At 61.8% G+C, this 13,032-nt stretch carries 16 protein-coding genes; 7 read left to right on the plus strand and 9 right to left on the minus strand.

The genetic code is table 11. From position 1 onward, the window contains the following. The first annotated feature begins 75 nt into the window (after window positions 1-75). Window positions 76-339, plus strand: a complete 264-nt coding sequence (locus L0U81_RS07880) for a hypothetical protein (RefSeq protein ID WP_233801457.1) — start codon at window positions 76-78, stop codon at window positions 337-339. A gap of 58 nt (window positions 340-397) precedes the next feature. Here the strand turns inward: L0U81_RS07880 and L0U81_RS07885 are convergent, their stop codons facing one another. Next, entirely contained in the window at window positions 398-715 is a 318-nt protein-coding gene (locus tag L0U81_RS07885; protein ID WP_233801458.1) for a DUF4148 domain-containing protein, read from the minus strand. A gap of 645 nt (window positions 716-1,360) precedes the next feature. Between L0U81_RS07885 and L0U81_RS07890 the strand changes: the two genes are divergently transcribed. Together L0U81_RS07890 and L0U81_RS33675 are read left to right on the plus strand one after the other, a co-directional pair. Next, complete coding sequence (locus L0U81_RS07890) at window positions 1,361-1,576, plus strand: hypothetical protein (protein WP_233804260.1); 216 nt, start codon at window positions 1,361-1,363, stop codon at window positions 1,574-1,576. 28 nt (window positions 1,577-1,604) lie between these two features. Next, window positions 1,605-1,757, plus strand: coding sequence for a YceI family protein (locus tag L0U81_RS33675; protein ID WP_326489816.1), 153 nt, complete (start codon window positions 1,605-1,607; stop codon window positions 1,755-1,757). Here L0U81_RS33675 and L0U81_RS07895 read toward each other — a convergent pair. From L0U81_RS07895 to L0U81_RS07910, 4 genes are all read right to left on the minus strand, one after another. After that, entirely contained in the window at window positions 1,708-1,866 is a 159-nt protein-coding gene (locus tag L0U81_RS07895; RefSeq protein ID WP_233801460.1) for a hypothetical protein, read from the minus strand. The genes L0U81_RS33675 and L0U81_RS07895 overlap by 50 nt on opposite strands. Window positions 1,867-1,904: 38 nt before the next feature. Further along, the gene (locus L0U81_RS07900) at window positions 1,905-2,063 is read right to left on the minus strand and encodes a hypothetical protein (protein ID WP_233801462.1); all 159 of its coding nucleotides are present in this window, start codon (window positions 2,061-2,063) and stop codon (window positions 1,905-1,907) included. 95 nt (window positions 2,064-2,158) lie between these two features. Beyond that, entirely contained in the window at window positions 2,159-2,356 is a 198-nt protein-coding gene (locus L0U81_RS07905; protein WP_233801464.1) for a hypothetical protein, read from the minus strand. A 110-nt stretch (window positions 2,357-2,466) separates the two neighbouring features. Further along, a complete protein-coding gene (locus L0U81_RS07910) occupies window positions 2,467-2,958 on the minus strand; it encodes a phasin family protein (RefSeq protein WP_233801466.1) in 492 nt (163 codons plus the stop codon). Window positions 2,959-3,382: 424 nt separating this feature from the next. On the opposite strand from L0U81_RS07910, the gene L0U81_RS07915 reads away from it, so the two are divergent. After that, window positions 3,383-4,516: a substrate-binding domain-containing protein gene (locus tag L0U81_RS07915; RefSeq protein WP_233801468.1), complete on the plus strand. Its 1,134-nt coding sequence runs from the start codon at window positions 3,383-3,385 to the stop codon at window positions 4,514-4,516. After that, on the plus strand, window positions 4,513-7,344 hold the full coding sequence (locus L0U81_RS07920; protein ID WP_233801470.1) for an ATP-binding protein: 2,832 nt from the start codon (window positions 4,513-4,515) through the stop codon (window positions 7,342-7,344). Before L0U81_RS07915 ends, L0U81_RS07920 begins: the two co-directional genes overlap by 4 nt. Window positions 7,345-7,364: 20 nt before the next feature. On the opposite strand, the gene L0U81_RS07925 is transcribed toward L0U81_RS07920, so the two are convergent. From L0U81_RS07925 to L0U81_RS07935, 3 genes are all read right to left on the minus strand, one after another. Then, a complete protein-coding gene (locus L0U81_RS07925; RefSeq protein ID WP_233801472.1) occupies window positions 7,365-7,997 on the minus strand; it encodes a response regulator in 633 nt (210 codons plus the stop codon). Beyond that, window positions 7,994-9,577 (minus strand): response regulator, encoded by a 1,584-nt coding sequence (locus L0U81_RS07930; RefSeq protein WP_233801474.1) that lies wholly within the window; start codon window positions 9,575-9,577, stop codon window positions 7,994-7,996. Before L0U81_RS07930 ends, L0U81_RS07925 begins: the two co-directional genes overlap by 4 nt. A gap of 313 nt (window positions 9,578-9,890) precedes the next feature. Next, window positions 9,891-10,208, minus strand: a complete 318-nt coding sequence (locus L0U81_RS07935; protein WP_233801476.1) for a hypothetical protein — start codon at window positions 10,206-10,208, stop codon at window positions 9,891-9,893. Window positions 10,209-10,517: 309 nt separating this feature from the next. On the opposite strand from L0U81_RS07935, the gene L0U81_RS07940 reads away from it, so the two are divergent. Together L0U81_RS07940 and L0U81_RS07945 are read left to right on the plus strand one after the other, a co-directional pair. Then, window positions 10,518-10,763 (plus strand): hypothetical protein, encoded by a 246-nt coding sequence (locus L0U81_RS07940; protein WP_233801478.1) that lies wholly within the window; start codon window positions 10,518-10,520, stop codon window positions 10,761-10,763. Between the two features lie 27 nt (window positions 10,764-10,790). Then, a complete protein-coding gene (locus L0U81_RS07945; RefSeq protein WP_233801480.1) occupies window positions 10,791-11,000 on the plus strand; it encodes a hypothetical protein in 210 nt (69 codons plus the stop codon). 385 nt (window positions 11,001-11,385) lie between these two features. On the opposite strand, the gene L0U81_RS07950 is transcribed toward L0U81_RS07945, so the two are convergent. Continuing rightward, window positions 11,386-12,981, minus strand: coding sequence for a methyl-accepting chemotaxis protein (locus L0U81_RS07950; RefSeq protein ID WP_233801482.1), 1,596 nt, complete (start codon window positions 12,979-12,981; stop codon window positions 11,386-11,388). Between the last annotated feature and the right edge of the window lie 51 nt (window positions 12,982-13,032).

The raw sequence follows: 13,032 nt of genomic DNA on the forward strand, positions 1-13,032 counted from the left end.
TGCGAAGCCGCGCCTAAAAGTTCAAAGAATTGCAGGCCCGTCCTTCGTTCTAACCTGAAGACAGGAGAAGTGCAAATGAGCCAGTTCTATCTACACGACAGCCCGGTTCTTGGTGCGTACAGCTCCGGCGCGACCTGCGACCACGAGGCGGCGAACGGCATCTCAGGTTTGCGCGACCAACCGGTTGACACGAGGGCTTCGTCGCGCCTTCGCCACGCAGTCTGGATCTCCGTCGCGCTCGCGGGACTGATAGCTGCGGGATGCACGTCTCTCCCTCAGGCCGGCAGCAATGAGTGTGTAGGTCCAGTCGGCTACTGCCAGCCGTACTTCGGCTCCTGAGTAGCAGGTCTCTCCATTCTGGAGAGACCGTCTTCCATCTTTGCGCTATCTGTCCCATTCATGGGGTAGGCTTCGTCTGCGCTATCGGGGTTCCGCTCTTCAACGCATCCTGTTCCCTTTGATGTTTGGCCGCCAGCCTCTCTTCCGCCGCCCGAATGTCATCTGGGTAGTAGAGGTCATTGGGAACAGGGCGATATCCGGCCGCCTCTAACTCCTCGAGTTCATGCCGTACTTCTGCGCGGGTGATCTGATGCGTGCTGGGCTCCACCGACGTTTGCGCGTACACACAGCCTGATGTCGCCAACAGCACCGCACTCACGATGAGCGAACCACGCGCAGATCGACCAACAAGCCGATCAAGCGAATTCGATTTCATGACGCTACTCCTTGGTTCCTGAGCGCGTTATGTCCACGGTCCAACTGTGACTATGGCACACGGCGCCCTGCAGCGATAAACCACTGAACAAGCGTCCTTATTCCCAACTCTCATTCGCAGGACAAAAAGGCATCTTTGCCATCGGCGACAAACGGACACAGTGAAACCTAAAACATTCATGTCCGCTTCATCATGCCCCGCAGAGCGTCTCCAATGACGCCGTGATGCGCCCTTCGAGTATTGCTCCATCCAGCCTGAAGATGTGGCCAGTTGGCCTGGCCCATGGCCTCACGGCCCTGTTACTCACCTCGCAATCGATTTCATTTTCAGGCGTTCTGCCACATAGATTCCCTTTTTCACGGAAATGGGAATATCCAGCCACGAAACAGAGTCTACTCATTACATATCGCAACCGCTCACGGGTACCGGGTGCTGCGCGCATGAAGATGCAAGCAGCGAATCGACGTTGGAAGAGTGGAAGCCGGCGCGGCCGACTTCTTGTATGGAGCGTCTTTATGAAGAAGAAGGCCGCTGGCATGTTGCGCGCTTTCAGCACCTTAAGGAGTTTGATATGAAGAGCGTCTCAGAGAGAACGAGCGTGCCGCGGGCTCTGTCGCGGCGCAAGGTCTCAGCCCATCTGACGATATCAACGCGCCGGAGAACAGCACCCGGTTGATGCCGCAGGCTGCACGCGGGAGTGAGTATCCTACTCACGGTGATCGGCAGGCGGGAGAGCTAAATCTGAATCCGACGGATCCGCGGGCGCAACTCGCCAATGGTTTGCCAAACAATGCGCAGTCTGGTGGATACGGATCGGCACTAGCCGGCGTGAGGACCTATGTCGTGCCGTCGAAGAATTGAGTGTCAAGACGAGTCGGCCTGGTGCAGGATGTACTTCAACTGGGACGAAGGCGGGCTCGATAGGAGTTCAGTCGCTGCGACCATCAATGCCGCCAGCGCGGATACCAACGTGCCGCTGCTCGACAGGCTCGTCAGAGGTGCAGATATGTTCGACGTGGCGCACGACCCGCTTCTACAGTAAATGCGGCGGAGGCCAGCGCAGCCTGTAACTCGATCTGCGCCGTGCTGTCGATCAACTGCCGCATGAACACCAGCGGGTCGCGATGTGGATCGCCGGCCGTCGCGCTCATGTCTGCGCAATAGTGCGTGACCGCAGCCCCGAAGACCTTCAGTGTCGCGACCGCGTCCAGCGGCACCAGTCGTGGTGATCGAGATGGCGCAGCAGATCAGCGCGACGCCGCTCGCGGCGGTAGTGTGCAATCACGCCGCACGCGGCCATCATCAGCACGATCAGGCCCACAGCCGTACCCAGCCACGATGTGTCCACGTCAGCCTCCTCAGGTACACCCGAATTGCCACCCGCCCGCGAAGGCGGCACGTCCAACGAGTATGGGTGGTCTCAACGGGTTGTCTGTGCGCCGGTCAACGTACCCGTGCAAACGCACGCAGCACGGCGTCGCCACGCGGCGTCACGCGAGGCAACCGGCAGCCCGGCCCGGCTGGCTCGTTCGCAATCAACTGCAGTTCTCGGAGCGCGCCAAGCTCTGCCCGGTCCGAATCAATCCGTTCAGGCGCATCCTTCACCAGCAACAACGTGGCCACTTCGTGCGGGCTCAACATGTCGTTTGCCTCCCGGCGAGAACGAAGAACGGGTAACCGGTTCCGGCCACGGCCGCATTGACAGGGCGCGAAAACCGAACCCGGCAGGTTTTGTCGAAGGCTCTCGCCCATCAGGTTGACGAGCGAGGCGTGGGGGGCGTACTTCCGCGTTTCGCCGTGTCGGCGGCCGCCTTTGCGGCGTGCGCGATGACGGCACGGGCCATGTCCCGTGCGTGAGGCTCGGCGACAGCCTCGCCATCCGCCTGCACCTGCGGCCGCACGGCCTCGCGCAGCATCGCGTCGACGCCCGTTGCACAGGCAGACATGCCGGCGGGCATGTCGCCCGCCCGGGGCTCATGCCCGTCGTCGAGATTGCGCGCGGCGCGGCGCGGACCTATTGCTTCTGACGCGATGTCCATCCAGCCGCGCGTGTATCCGGCGAAATGCAGCGCGAGCCACGGCATCATCTCGGCCTGCCGTCTGACGAATTGTTCCGGCGTCTGGGCGTGCAATACGCTCTCCCCGTGCAGCGCGGCACCTGTGAACGCGGACGTGCACGTATCCACGTTCAGTTGCGTCAGCGCGCAAAGGCCGGCGAGGAATTGGTCGGACAGTTGCGACACGATGATCGGAACGGATAGGGTGAATGGCATCTGTTTAGGGGTGCTCACGGAATATCTCTCCGGTTCTCGCTGACAAGGCGAGCGCTGCCACAGGGATTCGTGAAGGGCGTTCCCATACCGGGCCCGTTGGCCTGGCAAACGGTCTGACGCCGTCCTAGAGCACCCATTCTAACTTTGTTAAGCCCCACTATTACTTCGGCGAGCCAGGGAGTTTCCCCAATATATGGGAAACGGGCCCCTGCTGTAATTGAGCGTCATGCGCGAGCAGGCTCAAGCGATGTGTGAAGGTTCCACCCAAGCGTCCCGCCGGACGACTGATCCGACGACACGCGAGAATCGGGTTGTAATATCCTGCTCACAAGATCCTCCGCGAGCGGATTTGGGCGACACCAAACGACCTCGACGGAGCCCATGGGGGGACAGCATGAGGGGCTTCCTTCTGGCATCGGCTTGCGCGTGTGTGCTGTCGGCCGCCGCGGCGCAGGATTTATTGCCTGCCCGTGGGCCCGGAGCCCCGGCCGCCACGACGGACTTCCTGGCCCTTGCGAGGCGAGTGGTCGACGCCGCTTCGCGACCCGCTGCCCCCTGGAACGGGCCGCGCGACGGGCCACGCGCGCAATCCGGAAAACAAATCGCGGTGGTCGCCGAGGATTTGCGCAACGGCGGCATCCTCGGAGTGGTCGATGGTGTGCTGGAGGCGGCCAAGGTGATCGGTTGGCGCGTGAAGATCTTCGATTCCGCAGGGGCGGCTGACCTGCGTCTGAAGATGCTCGCGAATGCGCTGGCAAGCCAGCCCGACGGTCTGATCCTCGTAGGCGGCGACGCACGCGCCCTGCTCCCTGCCCTGCGGCCGTTTGCCGAGAGCAACATCCCGATCGTAGGCTGGCATGTCGCGGCCCGGGCCGGACCAGTGCCAGGCACGCCCGTCGCGATGAACGTGTCGACGGATCCGCTCGAGGTCGCGCGCGTGACCGCGCTCGCGGCCATCGTGCAGTCCGCCGGGCATGCTGGCGTCGTCATCTTCACGGATAGCAGTTTCCGGATTGCACAGGACAAGGCGAATGCAATGGCTGCCGTCGTTCGCGCGTGCAGCGGCTGTACCCTGCTTGAAGTGCGCGACGTGGCGATCTCGCGCAGCCACGAACTGGTGCCGGGGACGACACGCGCCCTGCTCGCGCGTTACGGCTCGCGCTGGAACTGTGCGCTCGCGATCAATGACATCTACTTTGACTACGCCGCCCCGGTGTTGACCCAGGCGGGAATGCCGAACGCTGCCATGATCATGCTGTCGGCCGGCGACGGCAGCGAGTCCGCGTTCCTGCGCATCCGCACGGGCACGTTCCAGACGGGCACCGTGGCGGAACCCCTGAATCTGCACGGCTGGCAACTGGTCGACGAAATGAACAGGCTTTTCGCAGGAGAAGGCGTCACGGGTTACGTGAGCCCGGTGCATCTCGTGACGGCGGACAACATCGCCGCGGACGGGGGCGATCGTCTGCTGTATGACCCCGACAACGGCTATCGCGACATTTATCGCAGGATCTGGCAACGACCGTGAAACTGCCTTTCCCACAATCGCTCACCGCTCAGTTTGCGCTCGTTGTGTCGTGCCTGGCCGCGCTGGTGGTCGTGGTCGGTGCCACGACGATTTACTCGTTGGCCGGTTCGGCCCACTCGATCCGCCAGTTGGCCGAAGAGCGGCTCGCGCGCCTCGCGGATGCGCAGGATCTGGTGCAGCACACGCTGACGATCGAACGCCTCGCATTGCAGTTGTCTCGCGACGATACGGTCGATGCCGTGCGCGAGACGCATCGGCACGTGCTCGAACAGTTGGCATCCTTTGACAGCCTGGTTGACCGCCTCGCCTCCGCGACCGCAAGCGACGCCCCAGGTGTCGACGCGCTGACGCTATATCGGTCGAGCCAACGCTTTCGCAACATCGTCAACATCGAGGCGCAGATGCGCGAGACCGCGCTCGCCCCCCAGAATGCGCCGGCGTCCGGGCAACGGCCAGGCGTGCCGCTGGCCAGCCTCGACAAGGATCTGCGCGACGCGGCCCAGGCTCTCGCCGTCGCGGCGCACCGCCAGTCGGAATATTTGACGCGCGACTATCGCGAAGCAGTCCAGAATCTGGCCGCTCACGCCGATCGCACACGCAGATGGGTAGGCGCCGAAGTCGCGGTGAGCCTGCTGCTCGCCTGGCTGATCGCCCGCGAATTCCTGGGGCGCCATGTCGTGGCGCGCCTGCGCCGCGTCAGCCATTTTTTGCGGCATGGCGATGTCGGGAGCGCGCAAGCCGGAGTCCCTGTGCACGGCGGCGACGAGATTGCCGATATGGCGCGCGCAGTCGAGCAGTTCCTCGAAGACCGGCGCCAGCGCCGCCAGGCCGAGGACGCGTTGAAGGAGCTTAACGCCAGCCTCGAGGCGCGCGTCGCGCAGCGCACGGCCGAACTCAGTACGGCGCTTGCGGGCCAAGCGGCCGAGATCGCCGAACGTCAGCGCGCCGAAAATGCCGTCCGGGAAAGCGAGACCTTTCTTAACAACATCATCGAAAACATTCCGGACATGGTGTTTGTCAAGGAGGCCGCGACCTTGAACTTCGTACGCTGCAACAAGGCGGCAGAGGAACTTCTCGGCTACCGTCGCGAGGAAATCCTCGGCCGGTCCGTCCACGACCTGTTTCCCGCAGAGGAGGCTGAGTTCTTCGCGCTCAAGGATCGCGACGTACTGGAGTCGCGACAAATGATCGACATACCGGAGGAGCCGGTTCATACACGTCATGGACCACGCCTCGTGCACACGACGAAGATACCGATCGCCGATATGCGTGGCGTGCCGCAATTCCTGCTCGGCATCTCACGTGACATCACGGAGCACAAGTTTGCCGAAGCGGAATTACGGCGCTATCGCGAGCACCTCGAAGACATGATCCGCGAACGGACGGCGCAACTGGCCGTTGCCAAGGAACATGCCGATGCGGCAAACCAGGCAAAGAGTGACTTTCTGGCGCACATGAGCCACGAACTGCGCACGCCGTTGAACGCGATTCTTGGTTACGCGCAAATCCTCAAACGTGACACGACCCTCGATCAACGCCAGATCGACGGACTCACAGTGATCCAGCGCAGCGGCGAACACCTGCTTATGCTCATCGACGACATCCTCGATATAGCCAAAATCGAAGCCGGCAGAATGGAACTCAATCTTTCCGACGTTCCTCTGGAACAGTTCGTCCATTTTATCGCCGAGACAATACGGGTGAAGGCAACGGAAAAAGGCCTGGCCTTCGCGTGCGAGATGCCGCCCGATCTGCCCGCGGGTGTGCGAGTGGACGAAATACGCTTGCGCCAGGCGCTGCTCAACCTGCTCTCCAATGCGATCAGATTTACCGAGCAGGGAAGCGTGCGTCTGAGCGTCGCTTTCGTGCCGCCCGCGCGACTATGTTTCGAAGTGCAGGACACCGGCATCGGCATCGACGAAGGACGTCTGAAGGAAATCTTCAGGCCTTTCGAGCAAGTCAGCGACGAGCGCCACCGCTTCGGCGGTACGGGGCTCGGGCTCGCCATCAGCCGGCAGCTCGTGCGCCTGATGGGTGGCGATATCCATGTCAAGAGCCGCCGCGATATGGGCAGCGTCTTCTCGATTGAGCTGGACGTCCAGGTGGTGGCGCTCCCCACCGCTGTCGCCGTATCCGAGCGGATCGTGAGCGGCTACAAGGGGCCGCGCAAGGCCATCCTGGTCGTGGATGACGTAGCGGAGAACCGTGCCGTGATGGTCGATATGCTGGCTCCGCTCGGATTCGACATGGTAGAGGCTGGTAGTGGATCTGAAGCCCTCGAGAAAGCCCGATCCCTGCATCCTGCGCTCGTCCTGATGGATGTCGTCATGCCCGGGATGGACGGGCTAGAAGCCACGCGTCGCCTGCGCCAGATGCCCGAGTTCCGGGATCTGCCCATCGTGGCAGTCTCCGCCAGCGCCTCGGGGACCGATGCGGCGCAAAGTCTCGCGGCCGGCGCAAACGCTTTTCTTGCCAAACCGATCGACTTCGCCCGGCTGTTGTCCCATGTCGCGGCACTCCTGAAGGTCGAGTGGATCGACGCAGCCACGGAGGCACAAGTCAATGGAGCGGGCCAAACGCTTGTACCCGCTGCCGCTGCTTTTACCGGGCCCTTGATGGCACCGCCGCCGCAGGAGATCGAAGCGCTGCACTACCTGGCGCGACTCGGCGACATGAGTGCCATCGTGCAACACGCCCAACACCTGATCGAGCTTGACGAGCGCTATCGACCTTTCGCGGATCACCTTTCCCGGTTGGCGAAGGCTTACCGGTCCAAGGCAATCCTCAGCTTCGTCGAGCAATATCTGGAAAGGAGGCTCATGCGATGACTTGCGCCTGCCCCATCCTTCTACTCGACGATCATGCCGTGCCGGATCGCGTACCGGATCACCTCAGCGTTGTTGGAAAGCCCGAGTTTCTGCATCAGCCGCATCTTGTGTGTACTGATCGTTTTCGCGCTGAGCGCACATGCCTGGGCGATTTCATTGATGCTTCTGCCAGCCGCGAGCATCTGCAGCACCTGGAATTCGCGGTCCGACAGTACTTCGTGCGGCGGCACATCGCCGCGCTGCGTTTCGAACACCATTGCGTCGACGAGCTTCGGATCGATGAAACGGCCGCCGCCCGCGAGCTTGCGGATCGCCGCGAGCAGCACCTCCGGGTCACTGTCCTTGGTCAGATATCCCGTTGCTCCCGCACGCAGCGCGCGCGACGCGACCTGAGCCTCGTCGTGAATGCTCAGCACCAGCACCGGCAACGAAGGATGATCCGCCCGTACTCTGCGGATCAGAGCGACGCCGCTGATGCCGGGCATCGTCATGTCGAGCAATAGAAGATCGACTGCGCAAGAGCGCAGCTTGTCGATCACTTCCGCTCCTTGTGCCGCTTCGGCCGCAACGACGATATCGCTCGTGGTCGCGATGATCTGTTTGAGTCCGCCACGGACGATCGCATGATCGTCCGCAATGAGTATCCTGATCATGTTCTAGGTCCGCCATCGAGCGGAATATGAATCGAAACCATCGTGCCCGCACCCGGCGAGCTGTCGATTGAAAGCGATCCGCCGATCAGCCGCGCGCGCTCGTTCATGCCGAGCAGGCCATACGAATAGTCCCGCCTCACCAATTGCGGGTCGAAGCCGCGGCCGTCGTCACGCACCTGCAATAAGAGTTCCGTCGCCGTCGAAACAAGCGTCACCTCGACACGTGTGGCATCGGCATGACGCGCGACGTTCGTCAGTGAAGCCTGCGCGATGCGGAACAGGGCCGTCGCATGGGCGTCGGACAGCGCGGGTTCGCCGCCTTCGATGCGCAATTCACACGCAATGGCATGGCGACGGTGGAACTCGTCGACAAGCCATTCGAGCGCAGACACGATTCCGAAGTTAAGCGCGGCGGGCCGCAGGTGGCTCGCGACATTGCGCACCATCGAGATCGTGCCTTCGACCAGTTGGCGCATATCGTCGGTCTTTTTTGTCGCTTCCGCGTCGTGCGCGATGCGCATTTTGAGCAGAGACACGTCCATCTTGAGCGCAGTCAGCAATTGCCCCAGTTCGTCGTGAATTTCCATCGCAATGCGCTTTCTCTCCTCCTCGCGGATCGCCTCCATGTAGGCGGACAGTTCGCGCTGCTGCTCGCGCGATTCGACGAGTTCCTGTTCCATCTGCTTGCGCCCCGTGATGTCGTTCAGGCCGACATAGATCGCGGGAGAATCGTCGTAAGTCGCGACGCGCGCCGTCGCCATCGCCCAGAACCGGGTACCGTCCGGGCGCCGGAACTGTACCTCCGTATTGCGCAAGCTGCCGTACGTGCGCAGATGCTCGATCAGTCGCTCGCGCTCGCTCCGCTCGGCGTAGAAATCCGCGATATTGGCAGACAAGCCTTCGTCCATGCCGAAGAGTTCGCGCAGCGGCTGGTTCGTGTACAGGATGTGGCCATCCGGCATCGACGTGATGCACAGTGGCACCGGACTCGTTTGGACGATCGCGCGAAAGCGGGCCTCGCTTGCCTGCAAGTTCGCGTTGGCGCGCGCCAGTTCTTCGGTGCGCAATGCGACGCGCCGCTCGAGATCGTCGCGCGCCTGCGATAGCGCAGCCTCCGTCTCCTTGCGCACGGCGACTTCCGCGAGCAGTTGCCGGTTCTGCGCGAGAGCCTGCTTGTGCATCACCCGCAGCTCGAGGTGCACGCCCACGCGCGCGACCATCTCTTCGACGCGCAACGGCTTGGTTACATAATCGACACCGCCCACGAGGAAGCCTTCGACGCGGTCCTCGGTTTCCATCAGCGAGGTCATGAAGATGACGGCGATATCGCGCGTGCGCTCATCACGCTTGAGGCGCCGACAGGTCTCGAAGCCGTCGATGCCCGGCATCTTCACGTCGAGCAGGATCACATCGGGCTGCGAGAACGCCGCGCGCTCCAACGCTTCGATACCGTCGAGGGCCACCAGCACGCGAATGCCGCGCGCCTCGAGACTGTCGACAACCACGCCAAGATTGCCCGGCGTATCGTCGACGATCAGAATCGTGCCCGTATACGCGGCTGGAGCGGCGAGATGGCTCATGATGCGGTGTTCCCTTCGAGATACCGCTCAGCGAGTTGCCGGATCACGGACGAGCACCGTCACGAGCAGGCGCAGCGCCCCGCTGCGCCGCACGTAACGGAGCCCGCTCCACCATGCGTCGAAAATGTCGAGCGCCATATATCCCCGCGAGTGCTGCCTTTGTGTGTGTCCTATTCTGCACTCGATGCCGGAGCCTGGTCTACCGCGCTCGCATCGGGATTCAAACTTCCGATGAAACGGCGCGCGTCGCAGCCTCCCTGCCACCCCACGCCGCCGGCATGCTTTTCTGTGCTTTTGCCGGCGTTGCCGTTCGCTATTCCAGCACCTCTCCCACTACAGCCATCAGTCGGACCGTGCGCCGCTCGGTCAGTTCGTCGATCAGATCGGCCACTTCGCACAGCGCGCGAAAGTCATGCTCGTCGATCTGATCCGCGTGATTGCGCCGCAGATCACGCATTGTTTCACCCAGACGCCTGAGCGCGTTGGGTGTGCTGTCGATCAACGGCCAGCAGTGCATCAAATACGCAAGCGATGTCACGCTGCGCGTCTCGCACCAGGTGTCGAACAGTCGCAGACATATCGAGTCGATTTGCTCAATGACGTTCTCCCGCTCTGACAGATAGCCGATCATGATGCATCAATTCGACATGGCATTTAGATGGCTCATCATCTACGACCAGAACGTGGGTCGCATTCAGCACAAGCTGGAAAATCAGGGTGTGACATCCTGATTCGCGTGTCAGGAAATCCTTAGTGCCATTCATGCTGAAAAGCCCCGCCGATGGGAAAAACCCTTGAATGCCGTTTGACAGGCCGGTTCTGATTCAGGAAATCCTGACGCCTGAAACCAGTGTTTCCTGAGACGACATTCCGCCTGCGCCGATTGGACCCACTCACCGATCGCCATAGCATCGACTCATCGTGCATCGCGGGGAAAATCATGGCGGGCAACAGATCGCTGCGTTCTCAGGTCGAAAAACTCGTTGGACCGACGGGGGGGCACGGGGCGCGCGTGCGTCTGCTGGAACGCTCGCGCTCGGGTGGAACATGCCGGGTGCACATTCAAATCGATGGGCCGACCGGGGCCTTTTCACTCTTCTTCTTTCGCCATGCCGACCGCACATGGCACGTGTTTCCGCCGGATCAGCGCCGTCCGGAAATGGGGATAGGCCGCATGGCGGCCTGATCGTTCAGCAAGCCAGGGGAAACGCACATGCACGACGATGCTTTGAACCCACTGCCGAAGGACGTGATCGAACTGCGCGCGTGGCTCAATGACTGGTACGACCATGCATTCGCCGTGGGCTACGTCCATCCACCCTTCACGCTCGACGAAGCGACAGCCTACCGGCTCGAAGGCTACTTCAAGGCGGGCCTGACGCCAGCCGAAGGCGCGACTCTGTTCTTCGGCGTCGTGCACTGAGAGGCGAGGCCCGAAAAACGGTGAAGCCAATCAATGAAACATCACATCGTCGGGCGTTATCGCGGATTCGTTATCGAAGCGCACATGGAGCCGCGGACTGCCCGTTTGTCCGATCGACTCGCGCTGATATATCGCGTTACGTGGTCGTTGCATAGAGACACACGAAAACAGGACGTCACAGGTGAGTTCGCCGATCCCGTTACATACGAGTCGGAGAGCGTTGCGCTCACGTGCGTTGACCGCGAGGCTCGCGCTGTTATCGATGCGATGCTGGCCAATCAGCGAGCGTTAAAAACCTTAGCGTTGTAACTATGATGCTAGCCCGAACTGCCCCTGGCCGCGCGGTGCGCACGCGGCATATCGGCAGGTTTGCCGCGCCAGCGGCTCAAGCCATTGAATGGGCCGCGGCCCGGGAGTCCAGCCGGAAGAACGAAACTGCCTGGTTCAACTGACCGCCCTGATCCTCGAGCGATTTCGACGCAGCCGCGGCTTCCTCCACCAGCGCGGCATTCTGCTGCGTGACTTCGTCCATCTGCGTGATCGCCAGATTGACCTGCTCGATCCCCCGGCTCTGTTCGGTCGACGCGGCTGCGATTTCCCCCATGATGTCGGTCACTCGCGCCACGGCCTGCGTCACCTCCGCCATCGTCCTTCCCGCCTCGTTGGCAAGGGACGATCCATCCTGGATCTTCTGCACCGACTCGTTGATCAGATCCTTGATCTCCTTCGCGGCACTGGACGAGCGCTGAGCGAGGCTGCGTACTTCACTCGCGACCACCGCGAACCCACGTCCCTGCTCGCCTGCACGGGCAGCCTCCACCGCAGCATTCAGCGCAAGGATGTTGGTCTGGAAGGCGATCCCTTCGATGATCCCGGTGATATCCGCGATTCGGGTGGAACTCGTCCTGATCTCGCTCATCGTGTCGACCACCTTGCCAACGACCTGATTGCCCCGTCCCGCGACTTCGGATGCGTTGGCCGAGAGCGAGCTCGCCTGCTGGGCGTTCTCGGCATTCTGCTTCACTGTCGAGGTCAGCTCTTCCATGCTCGCGGCGGTTTCCTGCAAGGACGCAGCCTGCTGTTCCGTGCGCGTGGAAAGATCCACATTGCCCGAAGCGATCTGGCTCGAACCCGTCGCGATACTGTCTGCCGACGTACGAACCTGACCGATCAGGCGAACGAGGCTAGCCTGCATCTTGCCCATCGAGGCGAGCACGCTGGCGCTCGGCGCATTGTCCGCCCCCGGCACCGGACTCAGATCTCCGCCGGCCACGCGCTGCGTCACTTCGACCAGTGCCGCGGGCTCGGCACCCAAAGCGCGCAGCAGACTCCGCGTGATGATGACACCCGCCACGACCGCCAGCGTGAGCGCAGCCAGACAGATCACAATCAGCAGGTTCCGCTGGGTGGCGAATTCATCACCCGACTGGCGGACCATTTGTTCTGCGCGTTCACGGGTAAAGTTCGCATATTCGTTGGACGCCTTGATCAAGGCCGCAAGCAGTGGCCTGCACTTGGTGTCGATATCCGCAATCGCCGCGTCGCGCTGGTTATTGACCGCCAGCCTGTCAATTTCCAGGGCCACGGGACGGTAAAGCGCTTCGATTCGCGGAAGTTCACCCGCGAGTTGTCGTGCCTTGTCACTCATGTCGGAAGCGCCAGCTACCATGGCATTGAACTTTTCCAGGTTGGCCTCGACTCTGTGTTCCGCGTCGATGACAGCGGTCTTTTCCTGCTCGATATCGGCAGGCGTGGTGACCAGCACAAGATTGCGCACCGCCACGGCTCGATCATCAACGGCGGTGCGAACGGCTTCGGCCATGTCGGCGCGTGCTTTGATACCACTGATATAGCCGGAAAAGCGCTCGTTCGCGTCGTTCAGTTCCTTCAGCGATAGTCCTGAAACGATCAGCACGACCACGGCCAATGCCCCGAAAGCCCCTGTTAGCTTTGCCTTCACGGATAGTTTATTCAGAGTCATCTTTCGATCCCATTTTCAACGGAGGGGCAAGTAAATTCGGGCGATCGCGAT

This window comes from Paraburkholderia sp. HP33-1 (genome assembly GCF_021390595.1).
Classification (GTDB): domain Bacteria; phylum Pseudomonadota; class Gammaproteobacteria; order Burkholderiales; family Burkholderiaceae; genus Paraburkholderia.